15 protein-coding genes and 1 pseudogene are annotated in these 24,662 nt (G+C 48.1%); 4 read left to right on the top strand and 12 right to left on the bottom strand.

Going from position 1 to position 24,662, the window contains the following annotated elements; genetic code table 11:
* Positions 1-4 precede the first annotated feature (4 nt).
* The 5 genes and pseudogenes from HMPREF0670_RS17215 to dut form a co-directional block, all read right to left on the bottom strand.
* Positions 5-148: pseudogene (locus HMPREF0670_RS17215) on the bottom strand (IS5/IS1182 family transposase); the annotation flags it as partial.
* Between the two features lie 186 nt (positions 149-334).
* On the bottom strand, positions 335-2,209 hold the full coding sequence (locus HMPREF0670_RS13395) for a peptidoglycan DD-metalloendopeptidase family protein (RefSeq protein ID WP_009231685.1): 1,875 nt from the start codon (positions 2,207-2,209) through the stop codon (positions 335-337).
* Positions 2,210-3,172 (bottom strand): DUF4292 domain-containing protein, encoded by a 963-nt coding sequence (locus HMPREF0670_RS13400; RefSeq protein ID WP_157579652.1) that lies wholly within the window; start codon positions 3,170-3,172, stop codon positions 2,210-2,212.
* A 412-nt stretch (positions 3,173-3,584) separates the two neighbouring features.
* Complete coding sequence (locus HMPREF0670_RS13405; protein ID WP_009231687.1) at positions 3,585-5,360, bottom strand: tetratricopeptide repeat protein; 1,776 nt, start codon at positions 5,358-5,360, stop codon at positions 3,585-3,587.
* An 8-nt stretch (positions 5,361-5,368) separates the two neighbouring features.
* On the bottom strand, positions 5,369-5,806 hold the full coding sequence (gene dut, locus HMPREF0670_RS13410; RefSeq protein ID WP_198009313.1) for a dUTP diphosphatase: 438 nt from the start codon (positions 5,804-5,806) through the stop codon (positions 5,369-5,371).
* Positions 5,807-6,678: 872 nt separating this feature from the next.
* Between dut and HMPREF0670_RS13420 the strand changes: the two genes are divergently transcribed.
* From HMPREF0670_RS13420 to HMPREF0670_RS13430, 4 genes are all read left to right on the top strand, one after another.
* Positions 6,679-10,071: a leucine-rich repeat domain-containing protein gene (locus tag HMPREF0670_RS13420; protein WP_232213934.1), complete on the top strand. Its 3,393-nt coding sequence runs from the start codon at positions 6,679-6,681 to the stop codon at positions 10,069-10,071.
* An 11-nt stretch (positions 10,072-10,082) separates the two neighbouring features.
* Positions 10,083-10,283 (top strand): hypothetical protein, encoded by a 201-nt coding sequence (locus HMPREF0670_RS13425; protein ID WP_009231690.1) that lies wholly within the window; start codon positions 10,083-10,085, stop codon positions 10,281-10,283.
* A 910-nt stretch (positions 10,284-11,193) separates the two neighbouring features.
* Positions 11,194-11,364 (top strand): hypothetical protein, encoded by a 171-nt coding sequence (locus HMPREF0670_RS16495; RefSeq protein WP_009231691.1) that lies wholly within the window; start codon positions 11,194-11,196, stop codon positions 11,362-11,364.
* Positions 11,365-11,437: 73 nt separating this feature from the next.
* Positions 11,438-13,021, top strand: coding sequence for a hypothetical protein (locus HMPREF0670_RS13430; RefSeq protein WP_009231692.1), 1,584 nt, complete (start codon positions 11,438-11,440; stop codon positions 13,019-13,021).
* Between the two features lie 710 nt (positions 13,022-13,731).
* On the opposite strand, the gene HMPREF0670_RS13435 is transcribed toward HMPREF0670_RS13430, so the two are convergent.
* The 7 genes from HMPREF0670_RS13435 to HMPREF0670_RS13470 form a co-directional block, all read right to left on the bottom strand.
* Entirely contained in the window at positions 13,732-15,417 is a 1,686-nt protein-coding gene (locus HMPREF0670_RS13435) for an alpha/beta hydrolase-fold protein (RefSeq protein WP_009231693.1), read from the bottom strand.
* Positions 15,418-15,723: 306 nt separating this feature from the next.
* The gene (locus HMPREF0670_RS13440; protein WP_009231694.1) at positions 15,724-17,283 is read right to left on the bottom strand and encodes a Gfo/Idh/MocA family protein; all 1,560 of its coding nucleotides are present in this window, start codon (positions 17,281-17,283) and stop codon (positions 15,724-15,726) included.
* 1,375 nt (positions 17,284-18,658) lie between these two features.
* Positions 18,659-19,411, bottom strand: a complete 753-nt coding sequence (locus HMPREF0670_RS13450) for a hypothetical protein (protein ID WP_009231695.1) — start codon at positions 19,409-19,411, stop codon at positions 18,659-18,661.
* Between the two features lie 301 nt (positions 19,412-19,712).
* Positions 19,713-20,360 carry a hypothetical protein gene (locus HMPREF0670_RS17220; protein ID WP_009231696.1) on the bottom strand — a complete coding sequence of 216 codons (648 nt, stop codon included), beginning with the start codon at positions 20,358-20,360 and terminating at the stop codon, positions 19,713-19,715.
* Positions 20,351-21,379: a hypothetical protein gene (locus HMPREF0670_RS17225; RefSeq protein ID WP_009231697.1), complete on the bottom strand. Its 1,029-nt coding sequence runs from the start codon at positions 21,377-21,379 to the stop codon at positions 20,351-20,353. Before HMPREF0670_RS17225 ends, HMPREF0670_RS17220 begins: the two co-directional genes overlap by 10 nt.
* A 12-nt stretch (positions 21,380-21,391) precedes the next feature.
* Positions 21,392-22,588 carry a hypothetical protein gene (locus tag HMPREF0670_RS13465; RefSeq protein WP_009231698.1) on the bottom strand — a complete coding sequence of 399 codons (1,197 nt, stop codon included), beginning with the start codon at positions 22,586-22,588 and terminating at the stop codon, positions 21,392-21,394.
* 13 nt (positions 22,589-22,601) lie between these two features.
* On the bottom strand, positions 22,602-24,662 hold a 2,061-nt coding region (locus HMPREF0670_RS13470), incomplete at its 5' end, for a TonB-dependent receptor domain-containing protein (RefSeq protein ID WP_044078333.1).

Consider the following 24,662-nt stretch of genomic DNA (forward strand, 5'->3'; position numbering starts at 1 on the left):
TGTGCCACTGACAGTCCGTTTTCAACTTGTAGCGAATGCACTGAATGGCCTCCACCAGGTTGCTTTTAGTAACACAACAGCGTTTTGCCACAGACAAATGTGGCAAGATTACAGTTTTTATTGTATCTTTGTCCAGTACTTCGTACATGAGAGGAGTGTTTGTCTTGGTTTTACTGCATAAGGATAATAAACTCCTCTCAATTTGTAGAGATTTTAAAAGTCTGGATGACTTCATTATAAGACAACAAACACGCTACTCAGCAAGCATGCCAAACATGGTGACACTTGTTGAGTAGCGAGTATCTAGATGTAGATTGGTGGTGAGCAACAGGAATTACCTGCCTAGCCAAGTTTCTGGGTTTAGTTTTGCTGTTTCCTTGCGCAGTTGGAATTGCAGGATGTTATCTGCACCCACGGTTCCGAGCGTTTGGCGTGTGGTTACGTGCTGGCCACGCGTTACATTGGCCGAACGGAGGTTGGCATACACTGAGATATAGGCACCGTGGCGTACCATTACCACCATCGAACCTCCGTAACCAAACACGGCACTCACCTCGCCATCGTAGATGCTGCGTGCTTGACAGCCATTGCCGCCAAGGATGTTGATGCCCTTGTTGTCTAGTTTTACGTTTTTAAGGCCTTCAACATTGTATTGCCCGAAGTGGCTAACGATGCGATAGTTGCCTGTAATGGGCATGGGCAAGCGCCCCTTGTTGGCTTCGAAACCACCGCTCACCATTCGGTCTACCGTACTGAGCTTGCGTGTCTCTTCCACTTCCTTCTTGCTGTCGGCAATGGCCTTCTCGCTTCTCGCCCTTTCGGCTTCGGCTTTGCGCTCGGCCGCCACGCGTGCAGCCTCGGCTTCGCGTGCCGCTTGTTGTGCTCGTGCTTGTTTCTCGGCCGACTCGCGCGCCGCTTGGTCGGCTCTTGCCTTACGTTCGGCAGCCTCTCTGGCCTCCTTTTCGGCACGTGACCGTTTGTCTGCCGTTTCCCTTTCTGCTCTTGCCCGGCGTTCTTCAGCCTCGCGTGCAGCCCTTTCGGCCTCAACTCGGCGTGCCCTTTCGGCTTCTGCGGCCACTTTAGCTTCTGCTCTTAGTCGCTCTTCGCGCGCCTTGGCTTCGGCAATACGGCGTTGGTTCTCCCGTGCCGCAGCTTCGGCCGCAGCTTTCTTTCTTGCCAACTCTTCGGCTTTACGTTTAGCAGCCTCGGCCGCTTCTGCTTTACGCTTGGCCTCGGCGATGGCTCTTTGCCTAGCCTTTTCCACTTCGATGGCAATGAGTCTGTCTATCTCGGCGTTTAAGGCGGCATCTTTTTTTTGTTGTTCGGCAATGACGGCCTGAATGGTCTTTTGTTGCTGTTGCAGTCCGTCAACGGCTTTTTGTTGTTCGCCTTGTTTGGTTTGCAGTGCGGCGTGTTCTTGGCGTCCCTTATATAATAAGGTGTTCTTTTGGCCTTTCACCTCTTCCAATTGGATATGTTTCTCGGTTACTTGTTGCTGTTTGGCCTTAACCAATTCGCCTTGTGCCTTTTGATACGAGGCGTATTCGCGCACGAAACGCATGCGGCGATATACTTGTGCCAAATTTTTGGCCGAGAAAACAAACATCATCTTGTCCTGCACCGAACGGTGGCGCGCCATGTAGCGCACCGAACGGATGTACTTTGCTTTGCGATCGGCCAACTGTTGTTCAAGCGTAGCCAACTGCGAGTTAAGTATGCCGATGTTTCCTTCGATGTGCTTGATGTCTTTTTGAATGCCGTCGATGTTCTTTTGGCGTTCGCCAATCTCGCTGTTGATAACCATCAACTCTTGCAACCTCTTCTTTACGTCGGCCTGATTGGCTTTAAGTGCGGCCTCTTGTTGTTGAATTTTTTTCTTTATGGCCTCCCTTTGCCCCTGTAAGCCCTTGATAACTTTGTTGGTTTCGGCCTGCGTGTTCTTTTCGCGCGCGGCGTTTCCACGTTTGTTTGCCGCCTTTGCACCCTTCTTGGGTGCAGGCTTGACTGTTTTCTTAGCAGGAGCTTTTGCTATCTTGGCGTTCTTTTTGGCAGGCGGAGCGGTTTTGCCTTTGGTTGCGCCTTTGGGTTTAGCCTGCGTTCGCTTTTGTGTGGTGGCCGTAGGGCGCGACTTCTTGGCGGTACGCTTTTTCTGCGCACCGAGTGGGAAGGCCACCATGAGGGCAAGGAGGATGGTTAGAACGTGTTTCATTTACATGTTGAGTATTTTGTTGAAGACATCTTGTGCCTTTACGCGCTTATACTTAGGCGACACCGTTGTTTGTGCCTCCCATTTCTCGTCGGTCTTCACTTCGTTCATCTTGATGCTCACTTGCAAAGTTTGTCCGCCCTTCACGGCTGCAGAACTCATACTGAACACTTGCGATGCGGGGAACATCTTTACACCAACTCCTTTGAAGTCGCCATACTTCCATGTAAGTCTAGAAGTTCCGCGTGTGGCGTCTTGATGGGTTATGTCCGTTTGTCGTAAGCGTCCGTTGTCGGCATCGGCTAGCCAGGCGTAGTTGAAATTGCCCGTGGAATAGGTTATGGGGTTGCTGCTGCCGCCGCCGAAAGTAACGCTGAACTGGTTGAGGTCGCTTTCGGTGATGCGTGGGCGGTCGGGCAATAGCAGTTGGTTCCAGAACAAGGCCTGCAAGCTATAAAAGTTAAGTCCGTTCTTTCGCAAGAAATCCATTTGGTTGTAGTCGGCCTTGATGTATTCTTTATGAATGCGGTCGATAACCAGTACGTAGTCGGGTGTGAACTCTACACGCCCCACTTCGGTGCCAAGCAGTGGCACAAATGCTTGCAGACGTATCACTTCGTCTTTTCTCATGCGCAGTTGTCCTGGCACTGTTACGTCTTTTCCCGCGCCTTGCACGTTGAGCGAAATACTTCCAACGATGTTTTTGGCATACACTTGGTTGTCGTTAACGCGGCGCATAAAGGCCAATTGGTTGTTGGCCAGCACTTCGCGGTCGCGTGCAGCCTTGTGCGTGGGTGTCGAACTGTCGGACACCACAGCCGACTTTGTTTTGCAAGAGGTCCATATCAGTGGTGTAAGTACCACTACGAGAGCAAGACTTAGTATTCTTACTGCCGCTTTAAAACCTGTTATGTGTCGCAGCCCATTGCGGGTGCATGCCGTTGTTGTTTTTTTCTTCTTTATCATAACTGTATGTTTTTTGGTGGTAAATAGTGTATATGTACTCTCGAAGAGTGAAAGGGCCTTTAAAGGTGAAAAGGTGAAAAGGTGAAAAGGTGAAAGGGTGAAAAGATGGCTGCGCCCGTTGCGTTTGTTGGCTTTGGCTTGCTAATTTTTCTAGTTGAACTAGGTTTTCTAGTTGTTTTTGGTTTTCTAGTTATTCTAGTTATTCTAGGTTTTCTAGTTGTTCTAGTTGTTCTAGACTTTCTAGACTCCTGTTTTTCTAGTTTTTCTAGCCTAACTAGTTGAATTAGCTTGCCAAACAAAGCTCGGAAAAGGGCATTGCTTAACTCCTTAAACATCTTTCCTCCTTCACTCCATGTTACTTTTCATCATGCGGTTTAACTCCTTAATTCCCGAAATGCCTTCTTCTGTTCACTCAGAAAGGTTTCTTAAGCTTTATCTTCCTGTTGATAACCGCCTTGTCGGCACCCAGTTCCAAGGCCTTTTTCCAATATTCAATGGCCTTGTTCGTGTCGCCATTCATGGCGTGAATGTCGCCTGCATGTTCCACCACCACCTTGCTTTTAAGGCTGTTAGAGTCGTTTTTGAGTGCCTGGTCGATGTAAACCTGCGCCTCCGAATACCTCCTTTTAAGGAAAAGCAGCCACGCATAGGTGTCGAGATAGGTGCCGTTGTTGGGTTCTTCCTTCACAGTTCGGTAGCTCATGGCCTCGGCCTTATCTAGCTCGATGCCCTTTTCACCTAGGTAATAGGCGTAGTTGTTAAGGCATCCCAGGTTGTTGGGCTTCCATTGCAGGCAGCTGTCATACGATGCGAAAGCCTCCTTTGCCAACCCCTTTTGATACAGAATTTCCCCCATCAGCTCGTAAAAGTCCGACACGATGTCCTTATTGCTGTTGGCGTTAATCTGCGTTACACCCCTTCTGAAAGCATCTAACGCCTCGTCTTTCTTGTCTTTCTGAAAGCAGGCAATGCCTTCGAAGTAGTAAAAAGCCATCTCTTCGGGGTTGTAGGCCTGTGCCTGCTTGCTCAAAGCCAGTATTTCGTCCCATTTTTGTTTTCTCCAAAGGTTCTCGATAAGCTGCAAACGTGCCCCAGCGTTGTCGGGTGCGATGGCAACAACCCGCTTCAGGGCATCAACCACCAAGCTGTCGGGCATCTTCTTCACCGACATGTAGGCCGCTTTCAGCTCGGCCATGCCCGCGTCGTTGGGGTTGGCCTCCGTTATTTTGTCGAAAAGTGCCAGCACCTTTGTGCTGTCGCCGCCTGCGCGTTCGTTCTCTTGCACCACCTGTCGCATGATGGAGAGTTTCGTTTCGTCGTCGGTCTTCGAGCTGATTAGCATCTTGTCGCGCAGCTGTGAGGCCTTCGCCTCGTCGTTTTTGGCGCGATAATAGTCGTAGAGCGATGCCTGTGCAAAGCTATTGTCGGGGTCGTCGGCCAGCACATCGGTAAAAATCTTATGCGCGGCGGCCTCCTTTTGGTTCTGCATAAGCCAGTTTCCGAGCATCAGACGATAGTTCACGTCATTGGGATGGTCGTCGCTTAGCTGTTTCAAGGCCTTGTATGCCGCGTTCTTGTTGTCCAGCATCTCGTAGGCGCGCACCTTCGAGAGGGTTGTTTCTTCGCTAACGCCGTTCACTTGTTCCAGTCGTTCGAGCGACCTTAGCACCCCTGCAAAGTCTTTCTTCTTGTTATAAAGCTGCATGAGGATGTTCAGCGCATCGTCGTTGTCGCGCTCCCCACTGTTTGTGGTGAGCCTTTCGTACGTCTCGATGGCCTTGTCGAAGTTGCCGCTGCTGATGTAAAACTGCCCTAGGCGTTCGGTAAAGGTGGCGTTGTCGGGGCGTAGCGATGCCGCCTTTTGCAGGCAGGCCAATGCCAACGAGTCGTTTTTTATCTGCACATAGTAAGGTGCCTGCATGAAATAAACCTCCGCTGCGTTGGGGTTGATGCTCAGGCAGTGGCTCATCAAGGCAAGTGCCGAGGCGTAATTGCCTGTGTTTTCTTGTTTCACGGCTTCGAGAAAGAAGTAGTCGAAACGGCGTTGGTCGTTATACGACAAAGTTTTGGTAGGCACAACTCTTGCGGGTTGCACCTTTTTCTTGGCCCATAGCGTGGGTGTTGCCATGGTGAAAGCCGTGGCGATAGTGGCTGTCGCAACGGCGATGTGTATCAGATTTCGTTTCATCAGTTGTGTTATTTCAGTCCAGTATGTCCGTATCCGCCTGCTCCCCTTTCGGTTTCGTCGAGCGTTTCGGTGAGTTCAAAGCTCACTTGTTCGTGCTTGGCAACAATCATTTGTGCTATTCGTTCGCCGTCTTTCACGATGAAAGGTTCGTTAGAGAAGTTAATCAGCAGCACCATAATTTCGCCGCGATAGTCGGCATCCACTGTGCCAGGGGTGTTAAGCACGGTGATGCCGTGTTTAAGGGCAAGACCGCTGCGTGGCCTTATCTGCGCCTCGTAGCCTTCGGGCAGAGCCATGTGCAGCCCCGTTGGCACCAGTCGGCGTTGCATGGGCAGCAGAGTGATGTCTTCGTCGATGTTGGCTCGCAAGTCCATTCCTGCACTAAGAGCCGTGGCGTATGTGGGTAGCGGTTGGTGTCCGCGGTTAATAATCTTTACTTTCAGCATCTCTTCTCGTTTTATTGCGCGTGGCGCAGCATCTGCAAAAATACGCAATTATCTTGATATAAGGACAAAACGCTTATTTAAAAATACACAAAAACGGACATTTGGTGGTGAAATTGGCGAACAATAGGCGGAAAGGGGAGGGGATGTCAATGATGCTGACGCCATCTGATAGATTAAAAAGTGTAGTGTACTGAGATTAGTTGACAGCTATCGTTGTTAAATACTCCTTTGTTTGACTATAAATATAAAATCGCAGGGTGATTTATTCACTTGCGAAAGTTAGTTAAGGAGAACGGCATAAGCGTGATGTTTTTTAGAACAGACCTTAGGCTAAAACCGAAACAAGGTGCGTTTGTTTCATTCAAAATTTCACAACTTCCGTTTTTCAAAACGTATAATAACATAAAATAACCTCTTATTGTTTGCCATGTCTGTAAAATTGTTTAACTTTGCAGCATAAGACTATGCAGAGGCAAATAGTTGCTTTGTAAAGGTCGTGACAGGTAAAGCACGTTCGTATTCAACATCGTGGACAACGGGTTGGAAACTTCGCAACGCACAGCGGATGCCCATGAAAAACAGCGTCCGATAGAGATTAGAGATGGCAAATGCCCCTTTATTGAGAGTTACGGAATTGTACGTACGTATTATAAGGATGCAACTTATACATGTCATGGAAAACGAGAGAATTAATACCGTAGGGGGTTACGAAACACAAGTCTTGTGCAAATGCAAAACCATTGAGTACGGCAATGCCGTGGTGCGTTGGGCGTTTAAGCAGCTGGCATGTTGTTTATTGCTGGGGCTTATCGTATTGTTAAACATCTAACCTTCTGGGGCAATTACCATTTCATTAAATAACTCATAATAACATGAACACGTTTAGACTTTTATTTTTTATGCTGTTTGTGGCAATGCCAATTAGGGGATTTTCATACACCGACGACCAAATTGTGAATTTCGGTGATTGCTATTACAAAGTTGTTTCGGGAAAGAAACTAACCCTTTCTTATCTTGGCGTGAAATCCACCAAGACAGGACATTTGAACTTGCCGCCCACCGTGACCGATAAGTACGGATACGTTCTTACTGTTATCGGGGCAGAGTATAATCCACAATACAGGAGTTATGGCATCACCTCTGTGCATTTGCCGGAAACCGTGGAGTATATTTGGGGGTACGCATTCTCGGGAGCTACACTCACTTCTATGAACATTCCCAAAAAGTTGGAAACGATAAGGTCTGGGGCGTGGAGTAGCATTTACTCGACTCCAAGATTCGATGTGCATCCTCAAAACCCCAAGTTTGAGAGCGATGCAAACGGTGTACTCTACTCTAGGGGTAGGAAAACACTTTATGCCGTTCCTTCTGATGTTCCGTTGCAGGGAGGAAAGTACACTGTCGACGGGCAAGTAACGTATATCGATGCGGCTGCTTTCCAAAGCGTGCATGGCCTTACAAGGATTGCTTTGCCTAAGAATCTAGAAAAGGTGTACGAGGGTTACCCCACTATTGTACCCACCAGCTCGTTTACTGCCTTCGAGATCCCTGCTGGCGCACCACATTTCAAGGTTATCGATGGCGTTCTTTTCAGAGATACAACGCTCGTATTGTATCCAAGGGGGAGAGAGGCCACCAACTATACCGTACCCAATGGCATTAAAGCCATTACTAATTACGCCATATCAAGTAATTCCAAGCTAGAAAGCATCAACCTTAACGGCGTAACGAAATTGGTTAAATCGTCTATGTACAGCGTAACTAAACTTACCTCCATAACATTGCCCCAAAACTTGAAACCCTATGATGACGTAACAGGTGATGGTATGTCGGAAGGTTGTTTTGAGGCATGCTCGAATTTGACGGAATATAAGGTCCATCCCCAAAACAAAGACTTTGTTGCCGTGGGTGGAGTGCTGTTCTCTAAGGACATGAAAACGCTATACTTCTACCCTGGCAGCAAGATGGGTACAACATACACAATACCTCAGAGTGTAGAGGTAATCGCCGGTCACGCCTTTCAAAGTGCCAAGTATATAACCACGATGCACATTCCCGCAAAAGTGGCGCGCATCAACGCAGAAGCTTTTCGCGATGTACAAAACCTCAAGACGATAACTTTCGACGCAAATTCGCAATTACAAGAGATTGAATATTATGCATTCAGGTGGTGCAGCAGCCTAAAGGAGGTGACGTTGCCCAAATCGCTGCCCAAGCTGAACGAGATTTTCTACATGTGCATCAACCTAGAAACAATCAATGTCCCGGCAGGTTCAAAACTGAAAAACATCAGGCATGGGGCTTTTTCCACGAACTCCAAACTGAAAGCATTCAATTTCTTAGGCGACTGCGAGTTGGAGAGGCTTGAAAAGAATGTGTTTGCTGGTCTGCGCCTTCTCGAGTCGTTTAACATCCCTAAGTCTGTGCGCTTTATCGAGTCTAACGCTTTCATCGGATGTGCTAGTATGAAGACGGTAACATTCCATCCCGATGCCGAAATAGATGTAATAGGTGCAGGAGCCTTTGCCGATTGTGGCATTACTAGCATCAACATCCCCAAGAAAGTAACGAAGATTGAGCGCGAGGCCTTCTTGAAATGCCAAGCTCTTACCAAAATAGACGTGACAAAAACAACAACTAGCATTAGCCCCGAGGCATTTAAGTACTGTTCAAACCTCACAGAAATAAACGTAGACAGAGACAATAACGAGTATTCTAGCGTAGACGGCTGCCTGCTCTCTAAGAATAAGGCGAAACTAATGATTTTCCCACCAGGCAAAGCCAACGATAAGTTCACGTTGTTGCCTCCGTCGATAACCATTGTCGGCGACTATGCCTTCTACGATTGTAAGAAACTGGTGAATGTAACTATCCCCAATAAGGTAGACTCTATCGGCATTCGGGCATTCGGACTTTGCGATAACTTGAACACCATCACGTTCCTTTGCGACCAGATGATTACCCCCAACAGAATTAATCAAGCCCAGAATGAAACCTCGTTCGATGAAGACAAGGGACCAATAAAGAACATGGGAAAGATACGCATCAACGTGCGTAAAGACAAGCTTGCCGCATATCAAGCTAATCCATTTTACAGTAAGTTCGCCTCCATAAGCCCCTCGTTCAACGAAAAGACTGAGGAATACATCGCTGTGTCCGACAAAGCGGTCGATTTGCTCAGCACTTCGTGTGCCGACCACACCTTTATCTTGCCCAAGTCTATCGAGTATCAAGGCAATACCTACGAAGTGAGTCTTATCGGCGACTACGCTTTCGAGAACGCTCCCAGCAGCGTACAGGAAGTGGTGGTTAAGAAGAACGTGAAGTATATCGGGGCAAGGGCTTTTGTGGCTAAAAACCATAATATAAAGAGCGTGTTCTTTATCGAGAGCGAACCAACTAAGGACATGCTCAGCACCACTCGTTTCGCGTTAGACGAAACAGAAGTAAACTTTAACGAGTTTGCACCTTACACCAAGATATATGTTAAGAAGTCGGCATGCCAAGATTATAAGGATAAGTGGACGAAGACTGTCTACGACCAAGCAACAAAGAAGGACAAGCCGAGCCCCTACAACTTCACCTCACAAATAGACTATCGCATCACCGACTTGCAGATAAGTACGAAGTACGCCACCTTTGCACGCGAGTTCGACGTCGATTTCAAGGATTGTGTGGCAGCAAACGGCGTTCGTGTAGCCGCATTCGTGGCAGGCTCTAAGATAGAGTCTGGGGCGGGCGACTATGGCACTGCCACATCTCACATTAAGATGACTAGTATTGATAAGCACGGCGGCGTTAGCGACTCGTACGCATATGTGCCAGCCGAGACAGGTGTGCTACTGAAAATAATAGACAATAAGGTTGCCTCCAATAACAAATTCTATTACACCATTGGCGAGAAAGACAATGTCCCGTATAACATATCTAACAATGTCATGCATGGCGTGTTTGGTAAACCTGCCACCGTGCAAGCTTCGACAGCAGCTCCAATCTATGTGATGCAGGGCGGAACGTTCAAGAAATGCACTACGCCTTTGAACAACTTCCCCGTACATAAGGCATACCTTAAACTGAAAAAGCCTGCGGGCGCCAAGTTGATACTGCATTTCGATGACGATGATACCACCACCGCTATCGAAGAGGTGACAACAGATGATGGCAACACAGGCAACGACATATTCTATAATCTGAACGGACAGCGAGTGAGCAACCCACAAAAGGGTATCTACATCCGCCAAGGCAAGAAAGTAATTGTTAAATAAAATATGGTGCAATGAAAAAGGAAACATACAGAAGGCCATTGGCCATGGTATTGCTGGTGGCAACAGAACAACTGATGATCGTAGCCAGCCCTGGCGTTGGCGGGGGCTACAACCCACACAATCCCATAGATGGCAAGGCCTCCGACTTCTTTGAAGAAGAGGAGGACGAGAACTTTGAATCCGAAGGCTGCAATGCCTTTGCCGAGTTTTAAACTGCTAACGCAGCATCGCGGCAAACCTCCCTAAATGGGCGTTTATATAGTAATTGAGCATTAATGAAAACCTGAATAGGGGAGCAACGATTGCTCCCCTATTCTCTTCTGTGGCCAAATTTGCGAGGGTGCGTTCAATGCCTAGCTGAAATTGTTCAGCAAGCTGTTGTGTATGTCTCAAACCACCCTCACCTAAACGTTTTAACCCCAAACGCCCTTAAATCGAAAGCCACAGAAGAGTGATGCTTTGAAATATACGTGTTCCGTAACGTACAACAGGTAGGGTATTCCTCTCAACAACTATATCGGGATAAAGAATTTTGCGCAAAAATGCGCAAGGCTAGTAGGCGGTTGATAATAAACGTGGTACGAGCGGTGCCGTAGACAAATCTTTTTCTTTATTCTTCTCGCGCAAGTAATGCCTCGATTATACCATTCCAAGTCGAAGTGCAAAAACAACGGTTGTTTTTTCAACCCCAATCGGCCATTATAGCCTGTGCAGATTTTGTTTGGTTGTTGAGCGCATTGTCTGTCTTATTCTTGAAGGCGTAGCGGGCTACGTCGAGAGAATGAGACAGAATAGTTGTCGACAAACAAATGAAATCAGCATGGGAAACGATGGAAACAACCTAAAATAATTGATAAGCGGTTTAACGAACCGATTGGGGGTTAAGGCACAACAATAGGCAAAAGTCACATTTTCTTGCCCAATTTTTTGCTCGGCTAAAATAAAATGCGTACCTTTGCACCCGTTTTTAAAGTAGAGAGTAGTGTAGAACTGTTTTAGAATCAGTTTTCTTATGTCTTTATAAGTCGGCGCATGGTCGCATTTGGTCGTATGTTTTGTCTGTCCATTTTGCGATATTTGTCGATAATAATAACAATATTCAGGTACAAAGCTAATCAAAGAATGAAAAAGAATCAATTGGAAAGGAGTTTGTACACCAAACCCCAAGTAGAGGTTGTAGGTGTTGAAGCAGTAACGTTGCTCGTCGACGCATCAGTGCCCGGACAGCATAACAAGGCTGAAAAGGGAACGGGTATTGAGGACGATGAGGACGAGAACTCGAAGTATTTTTAAGAAGAGTGAAGAGCTTTACAACATCCATTTTTACGTTTTAACAAGTACGAGAAAGTAAAAAATCAAGTAAATAATGCAATTAACGAAAACAAGTATAAGGGGCTTTGCCTTTGCGGCAGCCCTTGTTGCTATGGTGTCGGGATGTCAGTCGAACATTGACGAACTTATCCAAACAAAGGGCACAGACAACGGAAGTACAGAAACTACGGGCCTAACGGCATTTACATCGAATGGCAGCACAAGGCATGCAAGCACAGCCACGCGCACCTCGATGAGCTATCCCGATGGCGCTTTCTATTGGGAAAACGCCGATAAGATTTACGTGTTGGACGACAACAACGCTTATCGGCGCAGCAGAAACAGTGTGAGTGCCGACAAGCAGGCCGGTTTCAAATTCATGGTGCCAGGTGCTTTTGCCAACAGCAACACCTATATGGTGTTTTATCCTGGTGTAAACGGCACCAACAACAATGTTACCATTGCTGAAAAACAAACCCAGAACGAGCCTAATAACACCAAGCATTTTGGCGTAGCTGGCGATTGCGGCATGGCTATAGCAACAAAAAACGGCGGTCAATTTGAGTTTAAGCTAGACCACAAGGTGGCTTATCTCTGTTTCTTGCCTAAAACCAAGCATGCTTTTGTGAGCACATACATCGAGAAAATTGAGGTTACCTCAGACAATTTCATTGCCGGAAACTTTACACTCGACCCCACAACGAAAAAACTAACGGGCCAAGGCACCAAGCAAACCATTACCCTAAACTTGGGTGGCACTGCTAATCCCAAAGGGTTTAAGTTGGAAAGCTCCAATGCACAACTCAACCAAAACGGAGCGTTCATGGTTATAAAGCCAGGCGCACACAAACTCACCATCAAATATTACCTCAAAGATGCTGTAACAAAAGTTGGAGGTGTGGTGACTAAGGTTGTCAAATCGAAGAACTATGAAGAGAATAAGTTCTACGATGTTTCGCAAGACATTGAAGTAAGAGACTATAACTCACAGTTATATTATATGTGGGATGCGAAGAAAGACTATTGGTCTGGTGGAGCCAACCAACCAAAGGATAATAGTGATCCTGCTGGAACTGGATACGCAACTTCATCTCCGGACGAACGTTGGTACAATGAAATCAAAGGAGGCCCTGCACCCTGGAATGCAAGCAACAAAGCCAAAGACTGCCCCAATGCCAACGAGTGTAAATGGTATGTGATGAAGGGCGACCCACATTGGGATAACAGTACGTTGTGGACTATTTGGGGACACCTTCGTTCTGGTGGTATATGGTTGAAGAAACAAAGCGTTATCGCTGCAGAAAACAATATAACGCCTGTTTCAGATCTTAAGAAAGGATATGGCCTTAACGGTAAGAAATACGACTATACAACAAATTTCACCGATGGAGGAGACGCCAACAAGACGGTTGCTAAGGGTAGGCCAAGTCATATAACCAATTATTTCTTTCTACCTGCCACAGGTTGCTATATTGAAGGCAAATTAGAACAACTTGGTGCTCGTGGGTATTATTGGACAAGTTCAGGAAGTTTATTCACACCTAAGCAGGCTTTCTATCTTCACTTTAATGAAACAGAGGTTAGGATGGCAAACCTCAACAAACGCAACACTGGTCAAAACTTATGGAAGGCCGAGTAAGCCACATTGTTAATAAGCAATCATAGCCCGACCGTAAGTCGGCATCGCGATAGCGGGGAGCAAGCAGCCAAGTGGCTCTTGCTCCCCGTTTTAATTTTGTTGGCCTTAGTATGACAATAAAGAACGCACACATCATGTATGTGCTGAAACTGTCTTGACTTTTAATATTTCCAGACTTCTGCAAAACCCCTCCACAAGGAAGTTTTAGAAGAGGCAACTTGTTGATATTCAATGACACCCCTTTTGAACGTATGAGGGTTCTGCAGAGAACCCATTTCTATAAATTGAGTGGAGTTTGTTATTTTTGTGACTCACTGACACGAGATAAATACTCCTCTCATATACGAAGTGCAAGACAAATCAACTCTCTGACTTTTAAACTTACGATAACCCAACAACTCACGAATGTATCTAGGCTACTCAACAACTCATAAACTCACAAGCTCACCAACTCAAAAACTTAAATTGTTATTTTTTATTTTGCAATGTTGCTCTAATCTTCACTCCGTCCTAGCGAAAATATAGGCTAAAGTGGGCAACAACTACTATTTCTAGACTTTCACACCCTTTGGTTAGTCTGATTTTTAAAGAACAAAACCTGCATTTTGCACCATTTAGCCGTGGGGGTCGGGGCGAAAGGGTTGTTTGCCTGGTGTGAAACGAGGTGTTGCATGCGCCATTAGTCGATATAACGTTGTAGATTTTGTGCTTTATCGGATGTCAATCTGATTTATCCAGACTTGGCTTCTGTCTTGTGTTGCATTGAAGTTCTTCAACATCAAGCTCGTATCATATCCAATGCGCTTGTCGAAACGCAACTTCCCGTTTACAAATATGCGCACTTTCTTGTTCGTGTCTACCATTTCGGGAGCGATGTTTACCGCGAAAGATTTGATGCAAGAGGTTTCTATATGGAAGACATTATTTGCATACTTGGCCAATATCTTGCCCGACTTACGTGGAAAATCGAAAGCCATCTTGTCGACGGTTTTGGTTATAAGACTGTCTTTTTCGTTATATTCTAGCCATTGGTTAATTTTGAAATTCTTTTCTTTGTGCCATGCCTTCCTGTTTGCCAGCGTGTCCAGTTGCATGTTTGTAAGCCAATCAATGTTTCCATATCGGTTGTCGTCAAACTCCCATGATATTTCTTTGGGGAAGGGGTTTCTTTGCCGCTGAAGAAGGTCGGCAAACAAAATCTTGTATGCCGGTTCAGACTCGTCGAACTCTGGAAACCAATGTGGAAAACCATTGTATCGATATTCCTTGTAGTCGGCATTGATGCTGTTCATCAATTTGGTAAAGTCGTCATTGGCATTTGGCGGATAATAGTAGTCTTGATCTGTAGAAAAGTTGATGAACGAACGGTTTTTGATGTTCTCGACAAAGGTTCCACCCGTGAAAACTTTTGGCTGGGTGTTGAAACCATAGAAGCCCGCAAATGGCGTTGGCTGTTTCATCAGATACGAGAAAGAGCCTGTGGCCCCATTTGAGTGTCCTGTAATAAACACCTTGTTGTCGTCTACGTTGATTGCCTTTTTAATAAGCGTAAGTATCTTAGGCACCATGAAGAACCCTTTATCGGAGGTCATCCAGTTGAATTCTTTGCTGCCTTGTGGAAAGACAAGTATCACATCGTTCAGCTCGGCATACTTGGTGTAATATCTGTTCCAATCGTATAACACCCACGAAGCAGGCAGATAGTCGGTAAGGCGGTTGTTCCTGACTGCCCCATGTAGGAAGAATAGCAAGGGATAACGCTTTGCAGGGTTGTAGTTTGGGGGCAAATGAACGAGGAATGCCGTTCGTGCCGTGTCGTTTATCACAAACGAAAGAGAATAGTCTTGTTGTTGCTTGGGCAGGAATCCAGCCTTTTTCTTAATCTCGCTGTACAGTATCTTGCCATCTTTCGCATTGTTCAACGGAGCTTTATCCACATCGTAAAACTCTTTTTCGAGGGCTTTTAGGCCGTCGTAAAAGGTTTGTTTGGCTTTCAAGGCTTTGATTTTCAGGTCGTCCCACCTAGGGTCAGAAAGCAAGTTTGCATACTCGTCTTGGGCATACTCGCCAATTACAAGTTCCCATTTGGTCAACTGTGGGAGTTTTGAAGACAATTGAAATAGGCGGTTTAGATAATTAAAAGCCTTGTCTTTCTCGTTCAGGTAGCCAGCAAGAACAGATGCCTTGTAGAGTCCTATGTCTTCGATGCTGTCGGGGAAAAGGGCAAAGGCATGCTCGTACATGGCAAGCGACTTTTTGTAAGTTGCGCTGTCTGCCGACTGCCACATGGTTTCCAAAGCCGCTCGCGTAAGGCTAGAATAGGTTTCTTGCCCATGTAGCGGAATAGACACTAACACAGAAAGTAGCAAAAGATGCTTTACTATTTGTTGTTTCATGTTGAACTGTTCCTCCTTTGTTTCTCTCCCGGGGTCGGAGGATTTCGCACACGAGAGGCTTTACTATTATCAACAACGCACACAAGCTTGTTTTATTACAAAAAGATACCGAGCAATTTTGAGTAATTGCTCGGTATCTTTTGGGGTATATTCAATTGTTAGTTGACAAGTTAACAAGTAGACAGGTTGCCAAGTCTACGAACCTTTCACGCAGATAACGCTTGCATGCTGCCAACTAGGTGTGCAATTCGAACTTTCAAAAAGCCGAATTGGGTGGCGTGAAAGCGTGGTGAAGCGTGAGCAACCTTACTTCTTACCCTTCTTCTTGGCTGCCTTCTTGTCGGCGGCAGCCCAATATTTTGCACCTTTGGCTTTCAGTTGGGCGGTGAATGCTTTGGCCTCGGCAAGGGCCTTGGCCTCGTCTTCGGGTGCTGCGTAAGCGTGTTTGTAGCCCTTAACCTCGTTCCAATGGCCGCGGGTAAAGTCGGGAACCTCTACGGGCATAAAGCCGTTGTCCATCGAGATGGAGCCAAGCTCGGCTAGGCAGCACCACTCGGCCAAGTCGTAAACGTCCATATCGAGTGGCAAGCCGTTTTGCAGGCAGTACACCAAGCGGCTGTCCATGATGAAGTCCATACCTCCGTGGCCGCCCACTTCTTTGGCTTCGTCACCGTATTTCTTCACAATCGGGCTGGTGTAGCGTTCAACAAGCGCCTTCATGTCGGCCTCTTTCAGGTAATCGTGTCCCGAAAGGTCGTCGTTAGAGGGCGTAACGCCAGCGTCTTTCATGTCTTTGGCCGACACGGCATAACCTTCCACGGGATACTTGTTGGCAAATCCCTTGGTGCCCGTAAGCTGATACATGCGGTTATAGGGTTGGGGGGTCATCACGTTGTGTATAATTTCCATCACCTTACCTTGCTCTGTGCGGATGAGCGTGGTGGTTTGGTCGCCGTTACGGAAGGTGTCGCAAGGCTCGCCAGAGAACTTTTCCACTTGTTTTTTGCCGTTAAACGAACGCGTATCCATTGCGATGAGGGTGCGCATGCGGTCGCCGCGGTGGATGTTCAGCACCTGCGCGATGGGGCCAAGGCCGTGTGTGGCATACACGTCGCCACGAAACTCCTTGTTATAACGTAGGCGCCAGCCCAGCTTGTCGTTGGGGCCGTTCTTCCAATAGTGTTTCCAGAAGGGCGACAACTCGTGGCGGTAGGCGCCTTGGGCGTAGATAACGTCGCCGAAAAGTCCCTCTTGTGCCATGTGCAACGAGTTGAGTTCGAAGAAGTCGTAGCAGCAGTTTTCGAGCATGATGCAGTGCAGGCGCGTCTTCTCGGAGAGGTTAATAAGTTCCCAAATCTCGTGCATGTTCATGGCCGAAGGCACTTCTATGGCCGCGTGCTTGCCATTTGTCATGGCCTCTTTGGCCACGGGGAAGTGGTGAGCCCAGTCGGTAGCGATGTACACGAGGTCGATGTCGGGGCGTTTGCATATTTCCTTATAGCCGTTTTCGCCGTAATAGATATCGGCGGCAGGCATGCTGGCTTGCTTTAAATACTTTTGGCAGCCCTCGGCGCGGCTCTTTTCGTAGTCGCAAAGTGCTTTAATCTCGATACCGGGGATGTGGGTCCAGCGTTCAACGGCACCAGGTCCGCGCATGCCAAGGCCAACAAAGGCCACGCGCACCACCTTCATCTTGGGCGTAACGAGGTTGAGAGCCGATTGTTGTCCTGCGTCGCGTTGGGGAACATCGGTTACTAACGTGCCGTTTACTTTTTTGTATGGCCAGTTAAACTGCGCTTTCATCGTTTGGGGCATCAATGCGAGTGCCACAAACGACAGTTGTAATAGTAGGTTTTTACGTAACATATATGTTGTTAATTTTAATGTTTAAGTCTACCTTTCAATATAATATGGTGTGATACAAAGGCGTGATTGTTGGCCGCAAAGATAATAAAATATGCTGTGAATGCGTAGGAAATGTTCGGGAAAAAACATCTTTTCTTCTTATTGGCATATAGTCGTTGCTTTGCTCCATATAACCAAACGCCCCGTCGGCTTGGGGCCAACGGGGCGCGATGGCTGTTAGTGCGTTGCGGCAGTTACAGCTTTTCGTCGTGTGGAGTTGCTTTGGCGGTTCGTGCGAGTTCGGGGGGAGGGTTCAGATGCGTTGTCCTCAGCTCATCAACTTACAATGCTTTCAACTCACCATCTCGTCATCTCAAAACCTTAAAAAGGTTATTTTTGTTTTACAATATCGCTCCGATTTTTACTCCGTTCTAGCGAGAATGTTGGTTAAAAAGTGGGCAAAAAGCCACTATTTCTAGATTTTTTCGTCTTCCGTTTTGTCTGTTTTTGGGTGTAAAACCTGCATTTTGCACCATTTTGCCTTTCTAGTTTGGTTACCGGCTCGTATTTTTTAAAGCCCAATTACCCGATTTTTGCCCCCAAAATCCCACTTTTTAACCACTATTTTACCCTTTTCGGCCATGTTTTTCTTGGTTCATAAAGGTTTCGCTTATACAATTACGGCGTATATTTATGCTTTTCGCCTTGCATTTAGCGGCATATTGCGCTGCATTTTGCACCATTTTACCTTGCGTTTAGCACCAAAACGCACTGCATTTAGCATCAAAACGCACTGCGTTTAGCACCAAAATGCACAGTGTTTAGCATCAAAACGCACTATATTTAGCGGCAAATGAACCAAAAACAGGTGCAAATAAGGGCATCTTTAAATAAAAATACATTTTGTTGCATTCGCAGGTTAGCCCCTTTTTGCATCAAAACCAACCCTCGCGAGAATCGATTTTTTGTGGCAAGGTTGGCAGTTGGTGGGCAAAAAGGGCACTCATAGTGTTAAAAAACGAGCCGAAAATTGTACAAAACAGAAGTACACGCTGCTTTTTGTTGGCGTGGTTTCGGGGTGCGAACCGCTCGGGCAGAAACGGGTACTAGTGGAGAAAAGGTTGATGCTGTGTTTAAGCACCGGGGTAAAGGCGCCTGGGTTTGCAAGCCTTTGTACGAAATGGGTACTGCCGATGCGCTGAACTCCCTCGCGGAGGTGCGTTGCGTTTTATGCCGAACCCATGTTTACAAAAAGAAATCTCCCAGCGGCATGGCGAACCATGCAACTGGGAGATATGCTTGTGTTGACCCCTACAAATGCCGAATTTCGGCAAAACGGGGAATAATGGAGCTTGGATGGTGGCCGTTAGCCGGGCTTGCGGCCAGGTAGCGGCGTTTATTCGGCTGTGAACCAGAGGAGGAACAACCCGCCGTCTACCTCGGTTAGCATCGCCATTTCTTTCTCTGTGAGGGTTTGTATGCGCGAGTTGCGCAGGAGCATCGGGCCTAGGAGTATGCGGGTGTCTATGTCTACGCGCTTGTTCTTAACGCTCCACTTGCCGTCGGGGAAGGTCTTCGACTGGGGAGAGCTCACGGTAAAGGTGAACTTGGAGTTGGGCAGGAACTCGAAATGCTTCACGGCCGTGTTTACAAACATGTGGTAGGGGTTTGAGCTAGTGTGGTCTACGATGATGCGCGAACGCTTTTGGTCAGACAGCCACTTGTGTTTTTGCAAGCCCTGTGCAATTTGTTCGTCGGCGTATTGCTCTTCGGCAGCGGGCAAAGTAAGGTTGTTCACCTCGGCACTGGTGGCTCCGCTTTTCACTACCAGTTTCAGTTTTTGTTCATAACCGGCCAGCAGGGGCAGCTTAAAGGTATGTGTTCCGTTCTTGTCTGCTTTGGCTTGGTCTAGTGCTTTACCCCTTTTAACGTCTAGAACCAAGCTTAGCGAGGCCTCGGCTGGGGCGTTGGCCACGTTTACGGTGGCGGTGTTGGTCTTGGTGTCTGCGGCCACTTGCACCTTCAACTCCTTGGGTTCGGGTTTTGGTAGGGGGGCGTTGCTGTCGTCGTCGTTAGAACACGCGAATAATAACATGGCGCAAAGTAGCGCCTGCATCCATAGTAGGGAGCGAATTGCTTTTTTCTGCATAGTGTTGTGTTGGTTTATGAGATTTTAGTTTGTGAGTTTATGAGTTTATGTGTTGATGAGGATATGGGTTTGTGGCTTTGTACGAACGTGGTTTTACGGGTTTACGAAGATGTGGGTTTGTGCAGATATGTGTTCGTTTGGCTGCTTATTTGCTTGCTAGTGCGTTGGCATGTCGGCTTACAGACCGCCTACCGCCCCCTCGTTCCACAAGCCCCTTCGCCCCCCTCCCTTGGTGGGAGGGCGGGGAGGGGAGTGGCTATCTTGTTCGTTTTGTTACCGTTTTGTCGGAATGTGTTCGATTTTACTTCGCAACGTCGTTACCAAATTCGTCTTGCGTAACCCACGAAGGGTAGTTAACAAGCTTGGTTTTCCCCTTGTCTACCCTTATTATGAAGTCGTCGCTCTTTTTAAAGTTGCTGCGTTTAAGGTTCTTAGGGAAGATAATCCGCTTAATTGGGTTGTCAAGATCATCATTTATCTTTAAAAACCTAAGATTGTCTAAGCCCGTAAGGTCTAGAACATCGGTTTTTATCGAGCTTAAATCTAGCTTTTCTATCGTGGTTGGCATTTTTATAAGCTCAATTCGGGGCATGTCTGGCCTACTTTCTTCCATGCCTCTTGTCCATCCAAAATACAACTCACACCTTTTTAGCTTGGTATGGCTAAGGTCTAACGTCTTAACGGGGTTGATATAGTTGAGGGGTTTAAGAACAAGCGAGTCCAAGTTTTCGGGGTAAATGGTGTTGGCTGTTATGAATTGTTGGTTTTCTAGCTCTCGCAGCCCTTGCACTTTGGTATAGTCTATCTTCGTTCCTACCTTGATGTCTGGCGTGCTGCTGCCTGGTAGGCTTAGAGATGTAACGGCGCAGGGTATGTCTTGAGGCAACATGGGCCACACGGTAAAGTCGTATGCCAGTCGTTTCAGCTTGTTAATCTTGTCTAGCCCCACGATATTCGCTTTTTTTGCCTATTGCCCAGGCCTAGTATCTCGAGGGTGTCTAGATACTGATTGAGCTTAATCTCCTCTACTTCATGTTGCTTGCTGTTTTGCTGATTAATAGAGAAACAGTTAATGCGGCTAGCACTAATGTCGAACGTGCGAAAACCCCTGTTGTTTGCATCAAAATCGGTAGTGATGGTTAAACTGCGCAAGTGGGGATTGGTAACTTTTATGTCGGGTTCTAGGATGTTGCAGGACTCGAACTGCATTTTGCGCGCCCTCGGGGTGTTGATGGTGTTCGCGTTGTATTCGCAATAACTTGCTTTAAACATAGGGAACACGTTTGTGGGAGCTTTTATTGCGGTGAGATCGCAGTGCTTAAACTCCATCCATGTTATCTTGTCGTTCTTCGAGAAGTCGTATCCGCTTACGTCTATGGGCTTAAAGGGGCGGTTGGGGAACCAAAGCGTGTAGTCGAAATTGCCGCTTTCAAAGATAAGCCTCACCTCTTCTAGCTTTGTAAGCTTGTCTAGGTCGAGCATTTTTGTTATCTGCGCCTCGTTGATGTAAATGCTTTTCGTGTTTGGAAAGTTGGCCGCTCCCCACAACGTAACGTCTTGCCCCAGGCCTTTAAACTCGGCATACTGGTTGAATTGCAGAATATGCTCTATCTTTTCTGGCGGCAGGTTCTCTTCGTTTTTCATCTTTAAGAAGAGCGAGTCGCCGTTGGGCAATAGGTATGCAAAGCCGTCTTTGAGGGCTTTTGCGTGGTAAAAGTTGATGATGCGTTCGCCTTCTTGGCGGTTAGCCTCGTTGGTGAGCTTGGGCAAGTTGGCGCGGGCCTGCTCAAAGCGGTAGGCTCGGGCATAGTCGGCAACGCGTTCTTTGATGAATTCCTGATACTGGGCGGTGTTCTCGTTCAGCTCCACATCGTCTTGAACGACGTTGAGCAAGTCGCCCTTTTGGCACGAGGCCAGTGTAAGTGCCAGGGCCGTTGTGGCGGCCAGCGTGATATATGTTTTGTTCATTGTGGCTTTGTGTTAGGGTTGTTTTAACGTTTTTGCGGTTTCTCTAACGCCTTTAACATCGGTTAATTTGTCGATGGGTTGCTTGCGCATAAAGAGGTAATAGGTTTCTTGCGGCGAAGAAATGCGGAACCATGCGCCCGTGTTTGCGGGTTTGATGTACTCGATGATGATGTAATAGTTTTTCCAAACCCTCACGGCATCGCCGTTGTTGTCGCTAAACAACACGTCGAGCGGTTGGAGATCTACGGGCAGTTGGAATACCGCTTCGCCCACGCTGGCGAAGGGCAGTTCGTTTGTTTCGATGATGATGCGGTTGCCTTGCGTGCGCCAAGTGCCTTTCACCATGATGGTTTTGTCTTCAACCTGCGATGCCCAGGGGCGGAACGCCGTCTCTTTAACGACGGATGGAATGTCTATGTACACGTTGCCGTCTTGTGCGAAGTTGAACTTCGCCCCGTAAACAAGAGAGGGCGTCTTGGTTAGCAGGTCGTTAATGAACGTTGTTCGGATGGCCATTTGGGGTATTTCGAAATCTTTTTCCACATCTCTGCTATGGGGCGACATCTCCCAAGCGGTGTTGTTGAACAGGCTTTTGTCTATTGGTTGGCGGCTAACCTGCATGCCGTCGAACCATGCTTGCCTCATGTTGCGCAGGTCGGGGAATTCTGTTGGCGAGCCGCCTTCCAGCACCGAGCCTCCGTTAAAGAAGTCTATCATCATCACGCGGTTGCCCGTATCGATGTATGTTCGTATCATCGCCACGTTGTCTTTGGTTTGCATGTCCATCACCTTCACGCGCATGGTTGCATATCCCACGGGTGTTTTGGTGTCGATGATAACGGTGTTGGGGTCGGTTGGCGATGTTTTCCACTTGCCCCTGCAAAGAAGGAATTGGTATTTCGTAACCGGCGGATAGAAGATGAGCGTGGAGGTTCCGTCTCGTTGCAGCTCCATGCCCAGCCATGCCATAGAGTAGAGCATGCCTTCGAATGGGCCTGAGGCCTTTTTGCTGTAGTTGGTGCTGCTCCACGAGTCGTTGGGGATGTTCAAGTTCACGTCTTTGAACCATGTGGTGGAGGTGAGTTTCTGCACCACAGGGTTGTTCAGGTCGGGCACGGCGGCCTCTTGGTGCACGTCTATAACGTTGCGTTGGTCGCATGCTGCGAACAAAGTGGCGAGCGACAGGGCCGCCAATACGATATGTTTCATTATATGCGGGGGGTTAAATGTTTATTTCTATGGCCGCCGACAGATAGCGGCGAGGCTGTGTGAAGCGTGCGAGCGACTTGCGCCCGTCTTTAAAGAAGAGGTTGATGTTGCCCAGCAGGGCGGGGTTGGTGAGCTGCCGCAGGTCGTCCCAGCGGTGATATTGGGTGTCGAAGAGGTTGTACACGCCCGCCCTCAGCGTGATGTGGCCACCTATTTTATAATAGGCATAGAGGTCGAAGGTGTATGCGTTCTCTAAAAATGCGGCAGGAAAACGGCGAATGATGTCGCGTCCGGAGGCGTCGCGGTCCCAAAAAGTGGTTTGCGAAATGGGCTTGGCGAAGTGGAAATTCATCTTGGCGTTAACCTCCCAACGCTTATTTGCATTGGTGTAGGCTAGCCCAATGTTTCCGGCAAGCGGCTGAACGCTGAGCATGCTCATGCCCGAAGACGACTCGCCCTGTGCGTAACTCCACGCCGACGACAGCGAAATGCCGCGCAAGACGGGCCACCACGCATCTGGATATAGTTGCAGGGCGGCATCGAAACCTACGAGGTGGGCGCGGTCGCGGTTAACGTTGGTTACGTAGGCCAGGCGTTTTTCTTGCTGCATAAGTGGCTCGCTCACCGTGAGCAGGCCTTGCCGAAGCTCGATAAAGTCGGAGTAATGGTTGTAATAGGCACTGAACATGTAGGCCAGGGCATTGGTTTTGCCCGTTATTTCCAGCTCGTGATTGATGGATTTTTCGGGTTTCAGGTCGCGGTTTGCCATTACAAGGAACGATGGCCACGTGCTGTAGAACTGGAAATACTGCTCTTCGATGTTGGGTACCCGATAGCCCGTGGAGAACTTGTAGGCCAAGTTGAGCCACGGTTTGGGCGTATAGGCCAGCACGGCCAGTGCCGAAAGGCCGCCTTGGGTGTTGCGTATCGGACTGAAATCCATGTTGGCTCCCTGCACGTTTTGCAGCAGGTAGGCAATGTAACCCGTGTTGCGCGCCTGTGTGTCGGCATCGTCTGTTGTGCGGAAGAGGTCGTAACGCAGGCCCAGCTTGAGGTTCAGCACGGGCGAAAGCGTGGCTTCGTCTAGCAGCGACAGGGCCAAGTTGAACCGCTTGATGGGGTTTACAAAGGCGTAAGCTTCGGCCGTGGTGCCCATACTCTCGCCCAAAAGGTACACCTTTCCGTGCCTAACGGTGTATCCGTCTACGTTGTTAGCGGCTATGGGATTTTCCACATCCACGTTGCGCGAGTTGTAATTGCGCAGCGAAGTGGTGGCGGTTAGGTTCAGGCTGTGTTGGCCTAGCGCGCCAAGAGGCAGCTTACGGGTGTCGGCCGAGAGGCGTAACAGGGCGTCGCCAATCTCTTGTGCGCGGTATTTGTCGCGCTTGCCCTCGTGCAACAGCGTCATGTTGCCGTTGTGCTTGTCGAAGTTTGGCCGGTAATAGTCGGTCCAAGTGGTGGCGTCGAGATACGAAACCTGATAGTGCAGCCTGGCTGCGAACTTCTTAACCAGTGCTTCGTCTGACGTGAAACGGTAGCCGGCAGAAGCCTGTCGGGTGAGCGATTGGTCGTGCGAATAATAATAAGGCTTGCCTTCTGCCGTGAAAGCGTCTATGGGTTCGAGCGTCCAAACCTCGGCATCCGCCTTTCGGTTCATCGCGTAGAAGGCCGCATCAATGCGGTGGTGCTCGTTGGGCGCATAGGCAAGTTTGGCCAACCAGGCGTTTTGGGCAAAGGAGGTGGGGTCCGTTTGGGTAGAGGTGATGTTGCGTGTTCGCGCTCCGTGGGCGAAGTTTCGCAACTCGTTGCCGTCGCGGCGGGTAACCATGAGCAACGCTTCCCATTGTTTCCACAGGGCTGCTGCCCCTCCGATGAACGAGCGTAGGTTGTCTTTGCCGTTATATCCTGCGTGGGCGAACCCGCCCCATTGGCCTTTCGTTATCAGGTCGCGTGCGTTTTTGGTGTTGTAGTTCACCGTTCCGCCCAGTGCTCCGTTGCCGGATACGAACGAGTTTGCACCCCTTTGTATCTCAACCGATGAGGCCAGATAGGGGTCGAAGTCTATCCGCGAGGC

The organism is Prevotella sp. oral taxon 317 str. F0108, assembly GCF_000162415.1.
In the GTDB taxonomy this organism is placed as follows: domain Bacteria; phylum Bacteroidota; class Bacteroidia; order Bacteroidales; family Bacteroidaceae; genus Prevotella; species Prevotella conceptionensis.

Coding starts and splice junctions, on each gene's coding strand:
- HMPREF0670_RS13395 (WP_009231685.1), bottom strand. CDS start 2,209: ATGAAACACGTTCTAACCATCCTCCTTGCCCTCATGGTGGCCTTCCCA.
- HMPREF0670_RS13400 (WP_157579652.1), bottom strand. CDS start 3,172: ATGATAAAGAAGAAAAAAACAACAACGGCATGCACCCGCAATGGGCTG.
- HMPREF0670_RS13405 (WP_009231687.1), bottom strand. CDS start 5,360: ATGAAACGAAATCTGATACACATCGCCGTTGCGACAGCCACTATCGCC.
- dut (WP_198009313.1), bottom strand. CDS start 5,806: ATGCTGAAAGTAAAGATTATTAACCGCGGACACCAACCGCTACCCACA.
- HMPREF0670_RS13420 (WP_232213934.1), top strand. CDS start 6,679: ATGAACACGTTTAGACTTTTATTTTTTATGCTGTTTGTGGCAATGCCA.
- HMPREF0670_RS13425 (WP_009231690.1), top strand. CDS start 10,083: ATGAAAAAGGAAACATACAGAAGGCCATTGGCCATGGTATTGCTGGTG.
- HMPREF0670_RS16495 (WP_009231691.1), top strand. CDS start 11,194: ATGAAAAAGAATCAATTGGAAAGGAGTTTGTACACCAAACCCCAAGTA.
- HMPREF0670_RS13430 (WP_009231692.1), top strand. CDS start 11,438: ATGCAATTAACGAAAACAAGTATAAGGGGCTTTGCCTTTGCGGCAGCC.
- HMPREF0670_RS13435 (WP_009231693.1), bottom strand. CDS start 15,417: ATGAAACAACAAATAGTAAAGCATCTTTTGCTACTTTCTGTGTTAGTG.
- HMPREF0670_RS13440 (WP_009231694.1), bottom strand. CDS start 17,283: ATGTTACGTAAAAACCTACTATTACAACTGTCGTTTGTGGCACTCGCA.
- HMPREF0670_RS13450 (WP_009231695.1), bottom strand. CDS start 19,411: ATGCAGAAAAAAGCAATTCGCTCCCTACTATGGATGCAGGCGCTACTT.
- HMPREF0670_RS17225 (WP_009231697.1), bottom strand. CDS start 21,379: ATGAACAAAACATATATCACGCTGGCCGCCACAACGGCCCTGGCACTT.
- HMPREF0670_RS13465 (WP_009231698.1), bottom strand. CDS start 22,588: ATGAAACATATCGTATTGGCGGCCCTGTCGCTCGCCACTTTGTTCGCA.